The sequence below is a fragment of the uncultured Kushneria sp. genome (genome assembly GCF_947497025.1).
In the GTDB taxonomy this organism is placed as follows: Bacteria; Pseudomonadota; Gammaproteobacteria; order Pseudomonadales; family Halomonadaceae; genus Kushneria.
Genome location: NZ_CANMFC010000001.1, coordinates 363610 through 385359 on the forward strand (window position 1 = coordinate 363610; position 21750 = coordinate 385359).

Sequence of the window (21750 nt, forward strand, 5' to 3'; positions counted from 1 at the left end):
TGACGCTGCTCTCGGTTCACGCTATATCTGGCTCATGGTTCCGACATGGTCGTGATGCTCGGGCACCATTTTTCTGATGGATTTATCAGGTAGCGGTGGTGCCGGATGCACAGCCGACCATAAGCGATCGTTTGTCGACAGGGAATGTCGATAGAGACGATGTCTGTACAGCGTCCGTGTGGTGCCGTCCAAAAGCGTCGGCGCTCTACAGGTCTGTCGACTGTACCGCTTAATGGCTCGAGACATTTCGGCGTCAGCGCACTTCGCGAGGAGGTCGCGCATGTCTCATTCAGCCGTTGATGCCACTTTGGCACACGCCACTCACGCTACAAAAACGACAACATCCATTACACCTGTATCTGACACCCTCGCACGTCATAGTATTTCTGCCGGGCAGAGCGAGCCGGCTGATCCTGTTTTATTCGTGACCTCGGAGCTTGCCGATTTCGTCAAGGTTGGCGGGCTCGGCGATGTCTCGGCCGCCCTGCCGCGCGCGTTGCTCAATCATTACGATGTGCGTGTTTTGATGCCGGCCTATCGCGAAGTCCTTGAAAGCATCTGGCCAATTCATGTTGTTGAATATCTGCCCGGGCTTGCTGATATTCCCGGCTGTGATCTGGGGCGTATCGAGCTACCTGAAGGGTTGACCGTCTATGTGCTGATCTGCCCCGAGCTTTATGACCGTCCCGGCAGCCCCTATCTGGATGAAAGCGGGCAGGAGTGGGAAGACAACGCCCTCCGCTTTGCGCGTCTGTCGCTGGCGGCGGCACAGATGGCGATGGATACTTCCGAAACCCGCTTCGAGGATCAGGGCTGGCACCCTGATCTTTTGCATCTGCATGACTGGCAGACCGGTCTGGCTGCGGGTTACCTGCGCTGGAACGGCGATAATACGCCCTGCGTCTATACCATTCATAATCTGGCCTATCAGGGGCTTTACGGTCCGGAATATCTGTCCCGACTGGGCGTTCCCGAGAGCGCCTTCACCCCGCAGGGGCTCGAGTTTTATGACCGGCTTTCCTTCATGAAGGCCGGCATCATCTACAGCAATCACATTACGACGGTCAGTGAGACCTACGCCCGGGAAATCACCACGCCGGCCTTTGGCTGCGGGCTGGAAGGGCTTTTGTCGGACTGTGCCCGCGACAAACGGCTCAGCGGTATCGCCAACGGCATCGATGACAGCTGGGATCCACAGACGGATGCCTATCTGGCCTGCGCCTTTGCCACCAATGACTGGGCCGGCAAGCGCGCCAACACCGATCATGTCCGTCGCATGTTCCGGCTGGCCGTCAGTCATGGACCGCTGTTTGCCGTGGTCTCCCGGCTGGTGCATCAAAAGGGGCTGGACCTCACCATTGCGGCGGCTGAATCGATCGTGCGCGCCGGTGGTCAGCTGGTCGTGATCGGCTGCGGTGAGCCGGGCATCGAAAACGCCCTGCGCAATCTTGAAGCGCGCTTTCCGGGGGCCATCGGCGTTCACATCGGCTTCAGCGAGCGCGAAGCGCGCTGCATCTTTGCCGGCAGCGATTTTCTGTTGATGCCGTCGCGCTTTGAGCCCTGTGGCCTGTCGCAGATGTATGCCCAGCGCTTCGGTTCACTGCCCATTGCCCACCGCACCGGTGGACTGGCCGATACGATCGAGGATGGCATCACCGGATTCCTGTTTGATGAGCTCTCGCAGCAGGATTTCCAGAAAGCCATTGAGCGCGCCTTTCGGATTTTCGGCTGCACCGAGCTTTTCTACGCCATGCGCCGTGCCGCCATGGCGATCCACTACCAGTGGCGACTGTCCGTCACCCCCTATCGACGCCTCTATCATCAGCTGATGGTTCCTGCAGGGGTAACGGCCCATTCGTTAAGACATGTGAGCATATAATGGCAACAGCATTTTCCAGCGCTTGCCAGGGCGAGCGTGACGCCCTGTCGCGCCTTGCGCAGGCACGACACGATGAGCCGTTTCGCTGGCTGGGCCCGCATGAGCAGGGCGATCAAACGCTGGTTCGCCTGCTGTTGCCGGGTGCCGAAGCCGTAGAGCTGATTGATGCCGCGCATCAGTTACTGGCTGTGGCCGAGCCCCTGGAGGGTGGTCTCTATCGAGCGCACCTGCCACTGGCGTCGCGCTATCGCCTTCGCATTACCTGGCCCGAAGGCGTTATCCAGATTACGGAAGATGCCTACCGGTTTGCGCCGCTGCCGGGAGAGCTGGATCTTCATCTTTTCAGTGAAGGACGTCACCGTGAGCTGGCCCGTGTATTCGGCGCCTGCCCGACGGCAATTGATGGGGTCGATGGCGTGCGGTTTACGCTCTGGGCGCCCAACGCACAGCGGGTGTCGGTCGTGGGCGACTTCAACGTCTGGGACGGGCGCCGGCACGCCATGCAGCGCCACGATAGCAGTGGCATATGGGCCATCTTTGTGCCGCACCTCAGGGCTGGCGAGCGCTATCGCTTTGAACTTGTCGATCGCGACGGACAGCTTCGCCACAAGGTGGATCCGCTGGCGCGTCGGACGGAGGCAGCAATACCGGATGTCTCCGTGGTGGCCGGCAATCGTCCCTTCAACTGGCACGACCATGCCTGGCTCAGGCGCCGCGATGCCAGCAATATTCGCACGGCGCCGCTGTCCATCTATGAGCTTCATGTGCTCTCCTGGCAGCACGATCATGACGGCAATACGCTGGAGTGGGACGCCCTGGCCTCCCGGCTGATTCCCTGGGTGGCCGATATGGGCTTTACCCATATCGAACTGATGCCCATCAATGAGCATCCCTTTGTAGGCTCCTGGGGCTATCAGCCCATCGGCCTGTTTGCGCCCACCTCCCGCATGGGTTCGCCCGAAGCCTTTGCCCGTTTCGTCAATGCCTGCCATGGCGCCGGCATTGGCGTCATTCTGGACTGGGTGCCGGCGCATTTTCCGGCCGATGAGCACGGGCTGGCGCGCTTTGATGGTACCTCGCTCTATGAGCATCACGACCCGCGTGAAGGTTTTCATCCCGAGTGGAACACGTTGATCTATAACGTGGGGCGTAATGAGGTCCGGGGGTTTCTGATTGCCAGCGCGCTGGAGTGGCTCGAGCACTTCCATATCGACGGGCTTCGCGTGGACGCTGTGGCCTCGATGCTCTATCGGGACTACAGCCGCCCCGATGATGACTGGCTGCCCAATATCCACGGCGGGCGCGAGAATCTGGAAGTTGTCGACTTCCTGCGCGAGCTCAATGCCACGGTTGCCGAGCGCTGCCCGGGGGTCATGATGATCGCCGAGGAGTCTACCGCCTGGCCGGGCGTCACGGCGCCGATCGCCACAGGTGGCCTCGGGTTTACCTTCAAGTGGAACATGGGCTGGATGCACGACACGCTGTCCTACATGTCCCGCGATCCGCTCTATCGTGCCTGGCACCATAATGACCTGACCTTTGGGCTGCAGTATGCCTTCACCGAGCATTTCGTGCTGCCGCTTTCCCATGACGAGGTGGTGCACGGCAAGGGGTCACTGCTGTCCAGAATGCCCGGTGATGAAGCGCAAAAGCTGGCCGGGCTGCGGGCCTATCTGGCGTTCATGTGGGCTCATCCCGGCAAGAAGCTTCTGTTCATGGGGACCGAACTGGGGCAGTGGCGCGAGTGGGATCATGACCGCGAGCTGGACTGGGAGCGTCTGGATGAGGCCGGCCCTCGCGGACTGTCTCGCGCCATTGCCGATCTCAATCGGATCTATGTCGAGGACCCGGCGATGCACGTTTGCGACGGTGAGTCGGCTGGTTTTTCCTGGGTGGTCGGCGATGACAGCACCAATAGCGTGATTGCCTTTTTACGCCATGCCGAGACCGGCAAGGCGCCCCTGCTGGTGGTCTGCAACCTGACCCCGGTGGTTCACCATCACTACCGCATCGGTGTGCCGGTCATGAGTGTCTGGCGCGAGATATTTAATAGCGACAGTGTGTTCTACGCTGGAAGTAACCAGGGCAACGGGAGTGCCTTGCATGCACACCCCGACCCCAGCCATGGCCATCCTGCGTCACTGCTTTTGACGCTTCCACCATTAAGTACGCTTTATCTGCGTCAGGGAGACTGGCCAACATGAGTGCTTCCGTATCCGAATCCACTGGTGATCGGTTTTCTTATCGCTGCCATTACGGTGCCATCGTACTGGACGATCACCGCACTCGCTTTACCCTCTGGGCACCCGATGCCGAGGCAGTCAGGCTGGAGCTGTCACGCACGCCCGGCGGTGAACCCGAAGTTCTCTCCATGGATAAGGGGCAGAACGGCCATTTTACGCTTGAGCTCGAGTGCCCACCGGGGGCGCACTATCGCTATCGCATCAGCGATGATCTGGTCGTGCCTGACCCGGCGGCACGTGCCCAGCATGAAGACATCACCGGGCCCAGTGTGGTCATTGACCCCCAGGGCCATGGCTGGAAAAACAGTCACTGGCAGGGACGGCCCTGGCATGAAACCGTCATTCTGGAAGTGCATGTCGGTGTGCTGGGCGGATTTGATGGCGTTCGAAAGCGTCTGCAGGACTGGGCCGGCATGGGCATTACCGCCATCGAGCTGATGCCCGTCAACGAATTCCCCGGGGCACGCAACTGGGGCTATGACGGGGTGTTGCCCTACGCCGTCGAAGCTTCCTACGGCACGCCGGACCAGCTCAAGGCCATGATTGATGAGGCTCATGGCCTGGGCCTGATGGTCTTTCTGGATGTGGTCTATAACCACTTCGGCCCGGACGGGAACTATCTGCCGCACTACGCCGGCGATTTCTTTACCGGTGAGCGAACGCCTTGGGGCGATGAGATCGATTTCGAACGCCCTCAGGTCCGGGACTTCTTCATTGATAACGCTCTGATGTGGGTTGAGGAATACCGCTTCGACGGCCTGCGCTTTGATGCCGTCCATGCCATCAATAATGACGGCTTCCTGCGCGAAATGAGCGAGCGGATCAAAGCGCAGGTCAACGACACGCGTCATATCCATCTGATGCTTGAAAACGAGCGCAACAGCGCCTCACTGCTGGAAAGCACCTACACCGCACAGTGGAACGATGACATCCACAACGTGCTCCATGCCCTGCTGACCGGTGAGCATGAGGGGTACTACGCCGACTACTGCGATCATGCTACCGACAAGCTGGCCAGTGCCCTTCACGGCGGCTTTATCTTTCAGGGCCAGAACGACCGTCGCGGCCATGCACGTGGCGAGCCCAGTGGCCACCTGCCGACCACGGCCTTTATCGCCTTTTTGCAAAATCATGATCAGGTGGGCAATCGGGCGATGGGCGAGCGCCTCATTTCGCTGGTCGACCAAAAGCGTCTTGAGGCGGCCACGGCCCTGCTGCTGCTGTGCCCGATGATCCCGATGCTGTTCATGGGGGAGGAGCTGGGCGAGCGCAATCCGTTTCTCTTTTTTACCGATCACCGCGATGAGCTGGCCGACGCCGTGCGTGAAGGCCGCCGCAGCGAATTTGCCGACTTCTCGCACTTCAAGGACGAAAAGACCCGCGCGCAGATTCCCGACCCCAATGCGGTATCGACATTCGAGCAGTCCTGCCTGAAAAGTGAGTCAATGGATGACCCTGAAGCCGCCATGTGGCGTACCCGTTACATGACGCTGCTGGATATTCGCCACGCTGAAATCATTCCGCGCCTGCCCGGTACACGTCCCATGGGCGCCGTGCCGCTGGGCGAGGGCGCGATCCTTGCACACTGGCGCATGGGCGATGGCACCGTGCTGGCCATTGCGGTCAATCTGGGCAAGCAGCGCGTCAGTATCGACGCTCCGGAAGGGCAGCGACTCTATGAACTTGGCGAATCGGACGATGCCACCACGCTGGCACCGGGGGCAATTCGCGCCTGTCTGAGCAGCCATTTATGAACCATGTACTGAAGTCACTGGCCGAAGCCGCCGGCATCGTGATCGTCTGGCAGGACAGCCAGGACCGTCCACAACAGCTGGATGAGGCCACCATCAAGGGGGTGCTGGAAGGGCTTGGCTACGCCACTGAATCGCCCGCCGACATCAAGGCGAGCCTGGCCGCCATCGAGCGCCTGCATTCACCGGCCACCGTGGCCGACTGGCCGCCGCTGATCGTCGGCGAGATCGAGCAGGGCATCGAGCTGCCCGGCACGGTGCCGGCCGGCACCGATTACACCCTCATCGATGAACAGGGGAGGAGCCTGAGCGGGCAGGTCGATGCCCAGGGCAGGCTGGAAGCCATCACCGAGCCCGGCTATTACCAGCTGCAGATCGAGGGGCAAAGGCGACGTCTGGCGGTCGCGCCGCATCGCTGTATGGACGTGGCCACGCTGGCCGGAGACGACTCGCCCTCGATGGCAGGCCTTGGCGTGCAGCTCTACGGCCTGCGCCGCCAGGGGGATGCGGGCATCGGTGACTGTGAAGCGCTGGGGCGTCTTGCCGAGCGCGCCGGACAGGAAGGCCTCGATGCGCTGGCGATCAGCCCGGTGCATGCGCTGTTCCCGCATCAGCCCGAGCGCTTTTCACCTTATTCACCTTCAACGCGACTGGCCTACAACCCGCTTTACAGTGCTCTGAGCCATCCGGCGGACGACCGTACGGTCGATGACAGTGACGATGCGGCACTGGTGGATTACGAGCGCGTTAGCCGGAGGCGCTGGCAGGCGCTCGAGCACGATTTCGCGGCGCTGTCCGAGGCCGATCGCCAGGCCCTGAACGCTTTTCGCAGGGAGAGCGGTGAGACACTTGAAAACCACTGTCGCTTTGAGGCCATCAGCGAAGCGCTGGGGCCCATGCACGAGTGGCCGGGTGATATGCAGGATGTCAAAAGCGAGGCGGTCGCGAATTTCAGTCAGGAACATGGCGAGCGCGTGGCTTTTTATGCCTTTGCGCAGTGGCAGATTGCCCTTGAACTGGCCTCCGTACAGCAGCGCGCCATCGGCGCCGGCCAGCGCATCGGACTGATCGCCGATATCGCGGTGGGCGTGGACCCCCACGGCAGCCAGGCCTGGAGTCGCCCGGAAGAGATGCTGGGCGGGCTTCGTATCGGTTCACCGCCGGATGATTTCAACGCCAACGGTCAGGAGTGGGGCGTCACGGGTTTCTCGCCACAGGGGCTGATCGAGTATGGCTTCGATGGCTTTATCGCCACCCTCAGGGCCTGCCTACACGGCGCCGGTGGCCTGCGTATCGATCACATCATGGGACTTTCCCGCCTGTGGCTGATTCCCGAAGGCGCCCCGCCCACCGAAGGGGCCTATGTTCGCTATCCCGAGCAGTCGCTGCTGCGTCTGATTGCGCTGGAATCATGGCGCCATCGCGCCGTGATCATCGGCGAGGATCTGGGCACCGTGGAGCCCGCCTTTCGTGAACGGCTGGAGCAGTTCGGGATTCTGGGCATGGGCGTGCTGTGGTTCGAGCGTGAGGAAACGACCTTCACACCTGCCAGGGACTATCCGGCGCGGGCCGTGGCGATGACCAGCACTCACGACCTGCCCACGGTGGCCGGCTGGCGGCTTGGGCGCGATCTGGACTGGCGTATCGAGCTCGACATGCTGGGTGAGGGGGAGACGCCCGACCAGCAGCGCGAGATGCGACAGCAGGACATCGTCGCGCTGGCCGAGACCTTCGGGATCAAGCCGGATGCCGACCGCGATACCTGGCTTGAAGCCGCGGCGCGCCATATCGGGGCGACGCCTTCGCCACTGGTGCTGCTGCAGCTCGAGGATCTGCTGGGGCTTGAAGAGCAGCCCAATCTGCCGGGCACACTTGATGAACACCCCAACTGGCGCCGTCGTTTGCCTTTGGCGGTTGACGAGATGTTTGAAACCTCCGGCGTCATGGCGAGACTCCGGGCAATGACCACCGCACGCGCAGGAGCAGGGCCGCATGAGTGAAGCATCCATGGAGGCAGCATCATCGAACACGCCGGATTTAAAGCCGCTGCTGTCGTGTCTGCGTCTGCAGTTTCACAAGGATTTCACCCTCAAGGATGCCGAGGCGCTGGTCGAATACTTTGCCGGACTGGGCATCACTCATCTCTATGCCTCTCCGCTGTGGGACGCGCGTAGCGGCTCGACCCACGGCTATGACGGCGTCGACCCCACTCGACTCAATCCCGAGATCGGGGATGAGGCCGCGTTGACGCATCTGGTTGAGCGGCTCAGATCCTTTGGTATGGGGCTGATCGTCGATTTTGTCCCCAACCATCTGGCGGTCGGGGGGCGCGAAAACCCCTGGTGGCTGGACGTGCTGCGCTGGGGGCCGTCCGGTCGCTTTGCCGACATGTTCGACATCAACTGGCGCGATAACGGCGACCCGACCCTGGATGGCCGGCTGCTGGTGCCGTTTCTTGGCGAGCCCTATGGTCAGGCGCTGGTGTCCGGCGACATGAAGCTCACCCTCGATGAGAGCACCGGCCTTTTCCAGGTCGATTATTTCGAGCACTGTTTTCCCATCGACCCGCGCTGCCACGCGCTGATGCTGCTGGAAGGCGGCATGGGCGAACAGGCTCGACTGTTTGAGCAGATCGAAGAGGCCGTCTCGCTGGAGGAGGGGGCCGAGCGGGCAGGTCTGGCCCTTGCCGAACATGTGCGCACCGGGGAGGGCCGCGCCGCGCTCGACACGTTGCTGGCGCGCTATAACCCGGAAACGCCGGAAGGTGCCGAGCGGCTGCACGTACTGCTGGAGCGCCAGCACTATCGGCTGGCCTGGTGGCGCACGGCCAATGACAGCCTCAACTGGCGGCGTTTTTTTGACATTACCGAACTCGGCGCCCTGCGGGTGGATGATCCGGCCGTGTTTGCCCAGACCCACGTCTATCTGCTGGAACTGATCGAGCGCGGACTGGTCGATGGCGTGCGCCTGGATCACGTCGATGGGCTGGCCGACCCGGCAGGCTATTGCCGCCTGTTGCGTGCTCGTGTCGATGAGGCGGCCACGCGCCGTCCCGGTGGAGCGCCGGAGACGCCGCTGCCGATCTTTGTGGAAAAGATTCTGGAGGGTAATGAGTCACTGCCGCTGGGCTGGGGCGTGACCGGTACCACCGGCTATGAATTCATGAACGTCGTCTCGAAGCTTCAGCATGACGCGGAAGGCGAGGCGCCGCTCAAGGCGCTGTGGCAGTCGCTGTCAGGTCGCGAGCACAGCTTTGAAAAAGAGGTCATTCGCGCCCGCCGCGAGATCATCGATACCGCTCTGGTCACCGAGTTCGAGCGCGCCGTTCGAGCGCTGTCCGATGTGGCGCGCCATGACCCCATGACCCGGGACACGACGCCTGCCATGATTCGACGCGTTCTGCGCGAGCTGGCCGTGCAGTTCCCCATCTACCGCACCTACGCCGATGATCAGGGCCTGGCGCCGCGCGACGAGAACTTCTTTGCGCACGCCGTGGCCGCAGCCAGAGAGTCGCTCACACCGCCGGATCAGGCAGTGCTTGATCAGATTTATGACTGGCTGGGCGGTGACGCCCCGGCCAACGATGACGAGCCGGGCTGTCGGCAAAAGCGCAACGCCATCGTGCGCTTTGCCCAGCTGACCTCGCCGCTGGCGGCGAAAGCCGTGGAGGATACGGCCGGCTATCGCAGCGCCGTGCTGATCTCGCGCAACGATGTCGGCTTTGACGGGGCACACTTTGCCTGCTCGACCGAGGATTTCCACCGCTTCAACGCTTGGCAGGCCCGTCACTTCCCCGGCACGATGGTGACCACGGCCACGCACGATCACAAGCGCGGCGAAGACGTTCGCGCACGCCTTGCGGCACTGTCGGAGTGGGGCGATCGCTGGGCGGAGCAGGTGCGGGGATGGCTGACCGCGTCCTCATCACTGCGTCAGTCCTGCGATGACGCCAGCACGCCTGCCGGTCCCTCGGCTGCTGAAGAGATGATGGTGTATCAGCTCATTGTCGGTGCCTGGCCGCTGACCCTGTCGCCTGACGATGGCCAGGGCCTTGAGCAGTTTGCCACGCGTATTGCTGACTGGCAGGAAAAGGCGCTGCGCGAGGCCAAGCTGAACTCGCACTGGCTTTACCCGGACGAGGCGCATGAGCGCCAGTGTCGCGAGTTCGTCATGACACTGCTTACCGATGATCGGGGCGCCGCCCTGCGTCAGTCGATTTACGACGTTGTGACCGCTGTCAGTCCGACCGGCGCTCTCAACGCTCTGGTGCAGACCCTGCTACGCATGACGGTGCCGGGTGTCCCGGATTGCTATCAGGGCACCGAGCGCTGGGACTTTTCACTGGTCGACCCCGACAACCGTCGCCCGGTCGATTTCAACGAACGCCGCGAGCAGCTGACGCAAAACCGGCCCATGACCGAGTTGATCGATCATTGGCGCGATGGCTGCATCAAGCAGGCGCTGATCACGCAGGTGCTGGGACTCAGACAGCGCCTGCCGACACCCTTTTTACACGGCGACTACCAGCCGCTGAACTTTGAAGGCGAGCGTGCCGGGCAGCTGATCGGCTTTACGCGCGAGCATGAAGGCCAGGCCGTGATGGTCATTGCCACACGCCACGGCGGCTCGCTGCTGGAAGGCGACACACTGCAGATTGACGCGTCACGCTGGGGCAATACCCGCGTGAAGTGTTCGGAAGATGACGCCCGGGGCTGGCAGTCGCTGGTGACCGGACAGGCCGTCAACCTGCAGGCCCCGGTGTCTGATCTCATGTCATCACTGCCGTTTTGTGTCCTGTTCCGGGATGCCGCCTCCGTGACCTCAAACGCTGAACACGCCCAACAGGCCGAAACCATTCATGCCGAGAGCACGCAGGCCAGCGTGACGCCGGGCGATCAGATGCAGTCGGTGTAACCATCGCCACTGGCGCCGGCCCGGGTCGGCGTCTTTCAGATAATACGGGTCTGCCGGACAGCAGCGGCATGACCCATGAAGGAGAATGGATCACATGGCAGACGATCAGCTTCGTATTCGCTTGCTGGCCTACCGGATCTGGGAAGCCGAGGGGTGCCCTGACGGACAGGCCGAGCGTCACTGGCACATGGCCTGTCGCATGGTGGCCGCAGAGCGGATTACCGATGTGCCTCAGGACGCCCAGCCGAAACCGGCTGTGCGCAGCACAAGGACATCCGAGCCGGTCGCGGTTGCGGCTACACAGGCAGCCGCTGACGCCACCACCGAGCCTGCGACCAAAAGGAAGGCGCCGACCAAGCGTGCCAGTACGGCGAAACGGCGCAGTGCCGCCAGTAGTGACGACAAGGCCACGGCATCCAAAACCGCGGCCGGCAAGACAGCGACAGGCGCTCGTAAAACGACCGCCACGAAAACGACTGCTGCGAAGAAAAAGACGACCGCCGCCAAGGAAACGCCGGCCAAACGCAGGAACAGTGACAGCAGCAACGATGACAAGTCAGACCAGTAGCCGTGCCTTTGCATGGCCGGAATTTTTGTATTTCCCTTTCGGGAGTAATGTATGACCACAACACCGATCCATCCCGGCGCACCGACACCCGGGATTACTTCGGGCGGGCGCGAAGCGCCCTTGAATTCCTCCGCCCAGCAGCGCAGCCGGGTTCGTGAAGGCCTGCCCTATCCGCTGGGCGCCAACTGGGACGGCCTGGGCGTCAACTTTGCGATCTTCTCGGCGCACGCCACTAAAGTGGAGCTTTGTCTTTTCAGCGAAGATGGTGAAGAAGAGCTTGAACGTATCGAGCTGCCGGAATTTACCGATGAGGTCTGGCACGGTTATCTGCCCGATGCCCGGCCGGGCCAGCTCTATGGTTACCGGGTACACGGTCCCTACGAGCCGGAAAACGGCCACCGCTTCAATGCCAACAAGCTGCTGATCGATCCCTGTGCGCGCCAGCTGGTCGGTGAGCTCAAGTGGGATGACGCCCTCTATGGCTACACCATCGGCCATGAAGACGGTGACCTGAGCTTTGACGAGCGTGACAGCGCGCCGTTTATTCCCAAGTGCCGGGTCATCGACCCTGCATTCACCTGGGGTCGTTCGCGCGAGATCCATGTGCCCTGGGATCGCACTATCTTCTATGAAGCCCACGTTCGCGGCATGACCATGCTGAACCCGAAGGTCAACGAGGCGATGCGTGGCACCTTCTCAGGTCTCAGCGACCCGGCCGTGCTCGATCACCTGCGCAATCTGGGCGTGAGCTCGCTGGAACTGATGCCGATCCACGCCTTTGCCGATGACCGTCATCTGCAGGAGAAGGGGCTGCACAATTACTGGGGTTATAACACCCTGTGCTTCTTTGCTCCGCACCCGGCCTACATGGCGACCAACACCATCAGCGAGTTCAAGCAGATGGTGGCCTGCTGCCACGCGGTCGGCATCGAGGTCATCCTGGATGTGGTCTACAACCACACCGCTGAAGGCAATGAGATGGGACCGACGCTCTCCTGGAAGGGGATCGACAACGCCAGCTACTACCGCCTGATGCCGGAGGAGAAGCGCTACTACATCAACGACACCGGCACCGGCAACACGGTCAATCTTTCTCATCCACGCGTGTTGCAGATGGTGACCGACTCGCTGCGCTATTGGGCTGACGAGATGCGGGTCGATGGTTTCCGCTTCGACCTGGCGACCATTCTCGGTCGTGAGCCCCACGGCTTTGACGAAGGGGGCGGCTTCCTCGACTCCTGTCGTCAGGACCCGCTGCTGTCGCAGTGCAAGCTGATTGCCGAGCCGTGGGACTGTGGCCCCGGCGGTTATCAGGTCGGTGGCTTTCCGCCGGGCTGGGCGGAGTGGAACGACAAGTTCCGCGACAACATGCGGGCCTTCTGGAAGGGCGATGAGGGCCAGCTGGCCGAATTTGCGACGCGCCTGACCGGCTCTGCGGATCTGTTCAATCATCGTGGGCGCAAGCCGTACTCGTCGGTCAACTTCATTACCGCGCACGATGGTTTCACCCTGCGCGATCTTGTGACCTACAGTGAAAAGCACAACGAGGCGAACGGTGAGGACAACAACGACGGTCACGACGATAACCACTCCTGGAACCACGGGGTGGAAGGCGAGACCGACGATCCGGAAATCCGCGAACTGCGCATGCGTCAGATACGCAATATGCTCGCGACCCTGATGTTCTCGCAGGGGACCCCGATGCTGCTGGCCGGTGACGAGTTTGGTCGTACCCAGGGTGGCAACAACAACGCCTACTGTCAGGACAGCGAAATCGGCTGGGTCAACTGGGAGCTTGATCAGGAAGGGCGCGATCTGCTGGCCTTTACCCGTCACATCATTGCCCTGCGTCGTCGCTATCCGATGCTTCATCGCAGTCGTTTCCTTACCGGCGACTGGAACGATGAGCTGGAAGTCCGCGATGTGACCTGGCTGACCCCGGATGCCGAGGAAATGGATGTCGGCACCTGGGAAGCAGATCATTCCCGTGCCATTGGTGTGCTGCTGGATGGTCGTGCCCAGCCAACCGGCATTCGTCGGGCCGGCTCACACAGTACGCTGTTGATGATCGTTAATGCCCATCATGAGCCGATCACCTGGACGTTGCCGGAAGTCTCCTCCGGCCGACACTGGGTCTTCCGGCTCAACACGGCCGCCCCTGCCAGCAGGGAGGGAGAGCACTTTGATTTCGGCAGCACCTATGAGGTCGAAGGCCGCTCGATGGTGATGCTGGAACTGGTGCGCGATGACAACGGTGCCATCCGTAACGGGTAGTCAAACCACGCCGCCGATGACCTCGGGTCATCGGCGGATTGCCGACAGCCCTGTCTGTGTCGAGCGAAGACAAGGGGCTGCGCCCAGGGAAAGGAGCGAGCAGCAATGTCGATGGTGCAACGCAATACATCCCGAAACGAGGCGCAACAGGATGCGCCGGTAATGCAGGCCGCCATGGCCGACCGCATTGCCATCGAACAGATTGAACCCAGCGTTGAGCAGGGGCGTTTTGCCGCCAAGGCCATCGTTGGGCAACCGGTCAATGTCACGGCGGTCATCTTCGCCGATGGCCACGATGTGCTTGCCGCACGTGTCCGCTGGCGCTGCACGCAGGGAGAGGCGCAAAAGGCCTCGGCGCTGACGGATCAATGGCACAGCGAGACACTGACGCTGGTTAAACCGCTGGGTAACGATCTGTGGGAAGGCGTCTTTACCCCCTCCGTCACCGGTACTCACGAATTCGTGATTGAGGCCTGGTGGGACCTTTACGGTACCTATCACTACGAGCTGAGCAAAAAGCACGCTGCCGGTGTGCCGATTGCCCTTGAACTTCAGGAAGGGCATGCGCATGTCTCCCGCGCGCTGGAACGCGCCGCTTCCAATGGGGGGCCGTCAGAAGCGCTTGAGGCGCTGCTGGCGCAACTCGAGGCCGCCGACAGTGAAAGCGAACAGATGGCGCTGTTGCTCTCGCGGGACACCCTGGCGTTGATGCAGCAGTGCGACCCACAGCATCACCTGAGCCGCAGTGAGGCCATGCCGCTGGAGGTTGATCGCGAGCTGGCAGGCTTTGCCAGCTGGTATGAGCTTTTCCCGCGTTCGGAAAGTTTGATACCCGGCCAGCACGGCACGTTCAATGATGTGCACGCCCGACTGCCGATGATTCGTGACATGGGCTTTGACGTGCTCTATTTCCCGCCCATCCATCCCATCGGCCATACGCATCGCAAGGGGCCCAACAATACCCTGACCCCCGGCCCTGATGATCCGGGCAGCCCCTATGCCATCGGCAACGAGCATGGCGGGCACGAGGCCATTCATCCGCAGCTCGGCACGCGTGAGGATTTTCGCGCGCTGGTCACGGCCGCTCGTGAGCATGATCTCGAAATTGCGCTGGATTTCGCCATCCAGTGCTCGCCGGATCACCCCTGGCTTGATGAACATCCCGGCTGGTTTGCCTGGCGTCCGGATGGCACGATCCGCTACGCCGAAAACCCGCCCAAGAAGTATGAAGACATCGTCAACGTCGACTTCTACGCCGAGGATGCCGTCCCCGGACTCTGGCTGGCATTGCGTGATGTCGTGCAGGGCTGGGTGGATGAAGGCGTGAAGATCTTTCGCGTCGATAATCCGCACACCAAGCCCTTTCCGTTCTGGGAGTGGCTGATCGCCGATATTCGTGGCCGCGATCCGGATGTTCTCTTTTTTGCCGAGGCCTTTACGCGTCCGGCCATCATGGCGCGGTTGGGCAAGGTCGGCTTTACCATGAGCTATACCTACTTTACCTGGCGCAATACCAAATCCGAGCTGACCGAGTATCTGACCCAGCTCAACGAGTCACCGCTGCGCGAGTGCTACCGGCCCAACTTTTTCGTCAATACGCCGGATATCAACCCGACCTTTTTGCAGGGCTCGGGCCGACCGGGTTTCTTGATCCGGGCCGCACTGGCGACCATGGGCTCGGGTCTCTGGGGCATGTATTCGGGCTTCGAGCTTTGTGAGGCAGCGCCGGTGCCGGGCAAGGAGGAGTATCTCGATTCCGAGAAGTATCAGCTCAAGGCGCGTGACTACTTCGCCCCTGGCAATATCAGTGCCGAGATCGCCCGACTCAACTGGATTCGGCGGCATAATCCGGCGCTTCAGACCCATCTGGGCATTCGTTTTGGCACCATCGACAACGAACGCATCCTGTATTTCATCAAGTCAACGCCGGACATGAGCAATGTGGTGCTGGTGGCCGTCAGCCTTGATCCCTTCCATGACCAGTCCGGGCATTTCGAGCTGCCGCTCTGGGAATTCGGTCTGGAAGACCACGCCGATGTGCACGGCGAAGACTTGATGACCGGTCACCGGTGGACCTGGCATGGCAAGTGGCAGACCACGCACCTGACACCGCAAATGCCCTTTGGCATCTGGCGCCTGCACTCGGCGCAGTAGTTCAGTCAACACGTTCAGCGGACGGGATGGTTTGTACGCCGCGGGCCGGCGCCCGCGGTTCACGCCTTTCTTCAGGCATGACGCAACACGATCGTCTCCGACCGCTGGTCGGGGCGAGGAGGACAAGGTCTCATGATGAATGCCAGTGATGTATCCGGATCATCCCAGCAGGCCATGGCGGCCGTTGAGGGAGAACCCGCCTTTATCCATGACCCGCTGTGGTACAAGGATGCGGTCATCTATCAGGTTCACGTCAAATCCTTTTATGACGCCAACAACGACGGTATCGGTGACTTTCAGGGGCTGATCGAGCGCCTTGACTACATTTCGGGCCTGGGCGTCAACACCATCTGGATTTTGCCGTTTTATCCGTCGCCGCGCCGCGACGATGGCTATGACATCTCGGAGTACTGCGCGGTCAGCCCCGATTACGGAACGCTGGAGCAGGCGCAACAGTTTATCAAGGAGGCGCATGCCCGCGGGCTGCGCGTCATTACCGAGCTGGTCATCAATCACACCTCGGATCAGCACCCCTGGTTTCAGCGTGCCCGTCATGCGCCCAAGGGCTCTCCCGAGCGCGATTTTTATGTCTGGTCGGACAGCGATACCCATTACAGCGACACCCGCATCATCTTTCTGGATACCGAGACCTCCAACTGGACGTGGGATCCGGTGGCCGGCCAGTATTTCTGGCACCGGTTCTACTCTCACCAGCCCGATCTGAACTTCGATAACCCCGTTGTTTTCGACGAGGTCATGAAGGTCATGCACTACTGGCTGGAAATGGGGGTGGACGGTCTGCGTCTGGACGCCATTCCCTATCTGGTCGAGCGTGAAGGGACCAACAACGAGAACCTGCCCGAAACCCACGATGTGCTCAAAAACATCCGGGCGGTCATCGACGAGCATTTCCCCGATCGCATGCTGCTGGCCGAGGCCAACCAGTGGCCCGAGGATACGCGTCCCTATTTCGGCGAAGGTGACGAATGCCACATGGCGTTCCACTTCCCGCTGATGCCGCGCATGTACATGTCGCTGGCTCAGGAAGACCGCTTCCCGATTACCGATATCCTGCGCCAGACCCCGGAGATCCCCGAGAACTGTCAATGGGCGATCTTTCTGCGCAACCATGACGAGCTGACGCTTGAAATGGTCACCGACCGCGAGCGCGACTATCTCTGGAACCACTACGCCTCCGACCGCCGCGCCCGGATCAATCTGGGCATTCGGCGCCGGCTGGCACCGCTGCTGGAGCGCGATCGCCGTCGTATCGAGCTGCTTAACAGTCTGCTGCTGTCGATGCCGGGCACGCCCACGGTCTATTACGGCGATGAAATCGGCATGGGGGATAACATCCACCTGGGCGACCGCGACGGTGTGCGTACCCCCATGCAGTGGACGATGGACCGCAACGGCGGCTTCTCGCGCGCCGATCCGGCTAGCATGGTGCTGCCGCCGATCATGGATGCGCTGTATGGTTTTCAGACCATCAACGTCGAGGCGCAGACCCGTGACCCGCATTCGCTGCTCAACTGGATGCGCCGTATGCTGGCCGTGCGCAGCCAGCAGAAGGCCTTCGGTCGTGGCGTGATGAAGCTGTTGTATCCGTCCAACCGCCGCATTCTGGCCTATATCCGCGAATACACCCATGAAGAGACCGGGCAGGTAGATACCATTCTCTGTGTGGCCAACGTCTCGCGCTCGGCACAGGCCGTGGAACTGGATCTTTCCCACTGGGAAGGCCATGTGCCGGTAGAGATGCTTGGCGGCAGCACGTTCCCGCCCATCGGGCAGTTAAGCTATCTGCTGACCCTGCCGCCCTATGGCTTTTACTGGTTCCTGCTGGCGCCGGCCACCACCATGCCGCACTGGCATACGCCGGCTCAGGAGATGATGCCGGAGCTTTTGACGCTGGTGGTCAAGCAGCGTCTGGACGAAATCGGCAGCGGACGGACACGTCGTTCGCTTGAAAACGAGAGCCTGCCGCAGTATCTGCCGCGAAGGCGCTGGTTTGCCGCCAAGAACAGCACCATCGACAGGGTCTCGCTTGCCTGGGCGGTGGGGCTGGACAGCGCTGCCGTCGATGATCGTGCCTCTGCTTCGCCGACGATCCTGCTCGGTGAAATCGAAGTGCAGGCTCATCAGCAGGGCGCGGAAGGATCATCTTCCGAGCGTTATGTACTGCCGCTGGGTCTGATCAGCGAGGATGAAACGGCGCTACTACCCCAGCAGCTGGCCATGGCCCGTATTCGGCGTGGCCGTGACGTCGGTCTTCTGACCGATGCCTTTGCGATGCCGGGCTTCCCGATGGCGGTGGTTCAGGCGCTGCGTATGGGCATGGTGCTGGATCTGACCCATAACGCCGTGGAAACGGACGCTGATGCACCACGTCCGGGCGAGCTGCACTTCAGATCCACATCGCTTTTGAGCGAGATGGAAATGTCGGCGCAGGACGTCGAAATGCGCTATCTGAGCGCCGAGCAGTCCAACAGTTCCGTGATCATCGATGACCGGATGGTGCTCAAGCTGATTCGACGCATTGAAAGCGGCATCCATCCCGAAGCGGAGATGGGGCGCTACCTGACCGAGCGCGGCTTTGGCCATATCGCGCCCATGCTGGGCGAAGTGACCCGCATTGATGACCAGGGCGTGCCGCATGTGCTGATGGTCCTGCAGGGCTACATCGACAACCAGGGCGATGCCTGGGAGTGGACGCTTAACACGCTCGAGCGCGCCATTCGCGATGTCAGCGAGATGGTGCAGGCCGAGCAGGATGGTGCCTATGATCCGCTGGCGACCCTGACCGGCTTTGCCGGGCTTCTGGGTCAGCGGCTGGGCGAGATGCATACCCTGCTGGCCATGGAGACGCCGGAGGCCGACTTTGCCCCTGAGATCGCCGACGACGCTCGGACGCAGGCATGGGCCGAGAGTGTGCGTGCTCAGCTGGCCCGTGCCATGGAGATTCTCGAAAGCCACAAGGGCAGCGCCAGCGAAGAGGATCAGCAGCTGGCCGACTGGCTCCTTGAGCGACGCGAAGCGCTCGCCGAGATGGCGGATTCGTTCGCCCATCACGCCCGCGGCAGCCTCTGCACGCGTACCCACGGGGATCTGCACCTGGGGCAGGTGCTGGTATCGCATGACGACGCCTACATCATCGACTTTGAAGGCGAACCTGCCCGATCGCTTGATGAGCGTCGCATGAAAAGCAGCCCGCTGCGCGATGTGGCAGGCGTGGTGCGCTCCTTTGACTATGCCTCGGCCATGGCGCTGGATAACGCCTACCGGGCTGATGTGGCCCACGACCGGGAGGCGGTCAGTCAGGAGGTCATCATCGACTACCGTCACCGGGTCACGCAGGCGTTTTTGCTGGCCTATCGCCAGGCCACCCATCAGGTAGGGCATGACTGGCAGTTCGAGGATGGCGCCAGCGCAGCGCTGTCGCTGTTCACGCTGGAAAAGGCCGCCTACGAGATTGCCTATGAGGCCGCCAATCGACCCGCCTGGCTGAGCGTGCCCATGCGGGGCCTGGTCGCACTCTTTGACGAACTGAGCGCACGCTCGGGCAATGACATGTCCCAATCAGGGGAGGGTCACCATGACGACTCGCAATAAAATGAACGTTCGCAGTGCGTCAACCGACATCACTCACCTGCACCCTGACGCCGCACAGGCGCTGGTCGAGGGCACCCATGGCGATCCCTTCGCCGTGCTGGGGCCGCATGAGGTAGATCATGAGATGGTGGTGCGGGCCTTTTTGCCGCGCGCCATCGGGGTAGAGCTGCTTGAGCGCGACAGCGACCGCGTTCTGACGCGGCTGCAGCCCGGGCAGGTGCCGGATCTCTTTGTCGGTCGACTTGATCGGCTGGTGCCCTACCGGCTGCGCATTCGCTGGCCGCATGGTGAGGAGATCGTCGAGGATCCCTACGCCTTCGGGCCGCTGCTGGGGGAGCTGGATCTCTATCTGATCGGCGAAGGCAATCATCGCGAGCTGGGCACCTGTCTCGGCGCACAGATGATGACGGTGGATGGTGTGGCCGGCGTGCGCTTTGCCGTCTGGGCGCCCAACGCCCGGCGTGTTTCGGTGGTGGGCGAGTTCTGCGGCTGGGATGGTCGGCGCTATCCGATGCGACTGCGCCAGCCCACCGGCGTCTGGGAGATTTTCATTCCCGGCCTTGCTGAAGGCAGCGTCTATAAATACGAAATCGTGGGGCAGCAGGGGCTTTTGCCGCTCAAGGCCGACCCGGTGGCGCGGGCGACCCAGTCGCCGCCCGAAACCGGCTCGGTGGTCGCCGCACCGCTGGCCCATGACTGGCAGGACCAGACGTGGATGGATGGACGGGCCGAGCGTCACGGCGCAGATGCCCCCATCTCGGTGTATGAGGTGCACGCCGCCTCCTGGCGGCGTCACGGCGGCGATGAAGGTGAGCTCTATAGCTGGAACGATCTGGCGCGCTGGCTGATCCCCTACGTCAAGGAGATGGGCTTCACCCATATCGAGCTGCTGCCGATCATGGAGCATCCCTTTGGCGGTTCCTGGGGCTATCAGCCGCTGTCGCAGTTCGCGCCCAGCGGTCGGTTCGGCAAGCCGCAGGAATTCGCTGCCTTTGTGGATGCCTGCCACCAGGCCGATATCGGCGTCATTCTTGACTGGGTGCCGGCGCACTTTCCGACCGACCCGCACGGGCTGGCCCGCTTTGACGGTACGGCGCTGTATGAATACCAGGACCCTCGAGAAGGGTTCCATCAGGACTGGAACACCTATATCTACAACCTGGGGCGCCACGAGGTTCACGGCTTCATGCTGGCCTCGGCGCTGTACTGGCTCAAGCACTTCCATGTGGACGCCCTGCGTGTGGATGCGGTGGCCTCGATGCTTTATCGCAACTACTCGCGCCAGGAAGGGGAGTGGATTCCCAACCGTCATGGCGGGCAGGAGAATCTGGAGGCGATCGACTTTCTCACTCATCTCAATGAGGTGGTCGGTGAAGAGGCGCCCGGTGCCATCATGATTGCCGAGGAGTCCACCGCCTGGCCCGGTGTGAGCCGCCCCGTGTCGGAAGGCGGGCTCGGGTTCAACTACAAGTGGAACATGGGCTGGATGCACGACACCCTCACTTACATGAGCGAGGATCCGCTGTATCGCAGCTACCATCACGGCGAGCTGACCTTCTCATTGGTGTATGCGTTTTCCGAGCGCTTCATGCTGCCGATCTCTCACGATGAGGTGGTGCACGGCAAGGGCTCGTTGATCAACAAGATGCCCGGCGATCGCTGGCAGCAGTTTGCCAATCTGCGTGCGTGTCTTGCGCTGATGTGGACCCATCCGGGCAAGAAGCTGCTGTTCATGGGCTGTGAGCTGGCCCAGTTTCGCGAGTGGAGTCATGACCGCGAGCTGGACTGGTTTTTGCTGGCAGACAGCCAGCATCAGGGGATTTCGGATCTGGTGCGTGATCTTAACGCGCTCTACACTCGTGAACCGGCTCTGCATGAGCAGGACTGTGTCCCCGAAGGGTTTGAGTGGGTGGTCGGTGATGATGCACAGAACAGCGTTCTGGCGTGGCTGAGATGGAGTCGCGACGGCGAGCCGGTGCTGGTGGTGATCAATCTCACCCCGCAGTCGCTGTCCGACTACGGCGTCGGCGTGCCTACGGCAGGCTACTGGCAGGAGTGCTTTAACAGCAATGCGCAGGTCTATGGCGGCACGGGTACCGGCAATGATGGCGGGCGCGAGAGTGAAGCACGTGAAAGTCATGGCCATCCGTTTACGCTGTCACTGCATCTACCACCACTGGGCGCCGTAATTTTAAAACCCGGCAAGCCCGCACTGGAGTAATTCGGTAGTGGAGAAGGTCGGTAGCAGGGTAAGTCGATAGTAGGGTAAGTCGATAGTGGGGTACATGGCGTAGCAGCACTACGCTATGTGCGACAAAACGTGCATCGCGGCGATTCGTTAAAGCTTCTTTAATA

10 protein-coding genes are annotated in these 21750 nt (G+C 61.6%); all 10 read left to right on the forward strand.

Annotated elements, in window-relative coordinates; all coding sequences use genetic code 11:
- Positions 1-280: 280 nt before the first annotated feature.
- The 10 genes from glgA (at position 281) to glgB (Q0931_RS01765) (ending at position 21616) form a co-directional block, all read left to right on the forward strand.
- A complete protein-coding gene (gene glgA, locus Q0931_RS01720) occupies positions 281-1879 on the forward strand; it encodes a glycogen synthase GlgA (RefSeq protein ID WP_299256635.1) in 1599 nt (532 codons plus the stop codon).
- Positions 1879-4083 (forward strand): 1,4-alpha-glucan branching protein GlgB, encoded by a 2205-nt coding sequence (gene glgB, locus Q0931_RS01725; protein ID WP_299256637.1) that lies wholly within the window; start codon positions 1879-1881, stop codon positions 4081-4083. The genes glgA and glgB (Q0931_RS01725) overlap by 1 nt, the downstream gene beginning before the upstream one ends.
- Positions 4080-5876 (forward strand): malto-oligosyltrehalose trehalohydrolase, encoded by a 1797-nt coding sequence (gene treZ / locus Q0931_RS01730; RefSeq protein ID WP_299256639.1) that lies wholly within the window; start codon positions 4080-4082, stop codon positions 5874-5876. The genes glgB (Q0931_RS01725) and treZ overlap by 4 nt, the downstream gene beginning before the upstream one ends.
- Positions 5873-7873 carry a 4-alpha-glucanotransferase gene (gene malQ / locus Q0931_RS01735; RefSeq protein ID WP_299256641.1) on the forward strand — a complete coding sequence of 667 codons (2001 nt, stop codon included), beginning with the start codon at positions 5873-5875 and terminating at the stop codon, positions 7871-7873. The genes treZ and malQ overlap by 4 nt, the downstream gene beginning before the upstream one ends.
- Positions 7866-10787 carry a malto-oligosyltrehalose synthase gene (gene treY, locus Q0931_RS01740; protein ID WP_299256643.1) on the forward strand — a complete coding sequence of 974 codons (2922 nt, stop codon included), beginning with the start codon at positions 7866-7868 and terminating at the stop codon, positions 10785-10787. Before malQ ends, treY begins: the two co-directional genes overlap by 8 nt.
- Before the next feature lie 94 nt (positions 10788-10881).
- Entirely contained in the window at positions 10882-11355 is a 474-nt protein-coding gene (locus tag Q0931_RS01745; protein ID WP_299256645.1) for a DUF2934 domain-containing protein, read from the forward strand.
- Positions 11356-11406: 51 nt separating this feature from the next.
- Positions 11407-13629 carry a glycogen debranching protein GlgX gene (gene glgX / locus Q0931_RS01750; RefSeq protein ID WP_299256647.1) on the forward strand — a complete coding sequence of 741 codons (2223 nt, stop codon included), beginning with the start codon at positions 11407-11409 and terminating at the stop codon, positions 13627-13629.
- A gap of 105 nt (positions 13630-13734) precedes the next feature.
- A complete protein-coding gene (locus Q0931_RS01755; protein WP_299256649.1) occupies positions 13735-15783 on the forward strand; it encodes an alpha-1,4-glucan--maltose-1-phosphate maltosyltransferase in 2049 nt (682 codons plus the stop codon).
- Positions 15784-15915: 132 nt separating this feature from the next.
- Positions 15916-19395: a maltose alpha-D-glucosyltransferase gene (gene treS, locus Q0931_RS01760; protein WP_299256651.1), complete on the forward strand. Its 3480-nt coding sequence runs from the start codon at positions 15916-15918 to the stop codon at positions 19393-19395.
- On the forward strand, positions 19379-21616 hold the full coding sequence (gene glgB / locus Q0931_RS01765) for a 1,4-alpha-glucan branching protein GlgB (RefSeq protein WP_366941556.1): 2238 nt from the start codon (positions 19379-19381) through the stop codon (positions 21614-21616). The genes treS and glgB (Q0931_RS01765) overlap by 17 nt, the downstream gene beginning before the upstream one ends.
- Positions 21617-21750 lie beyond the last annotated feature (134 nt).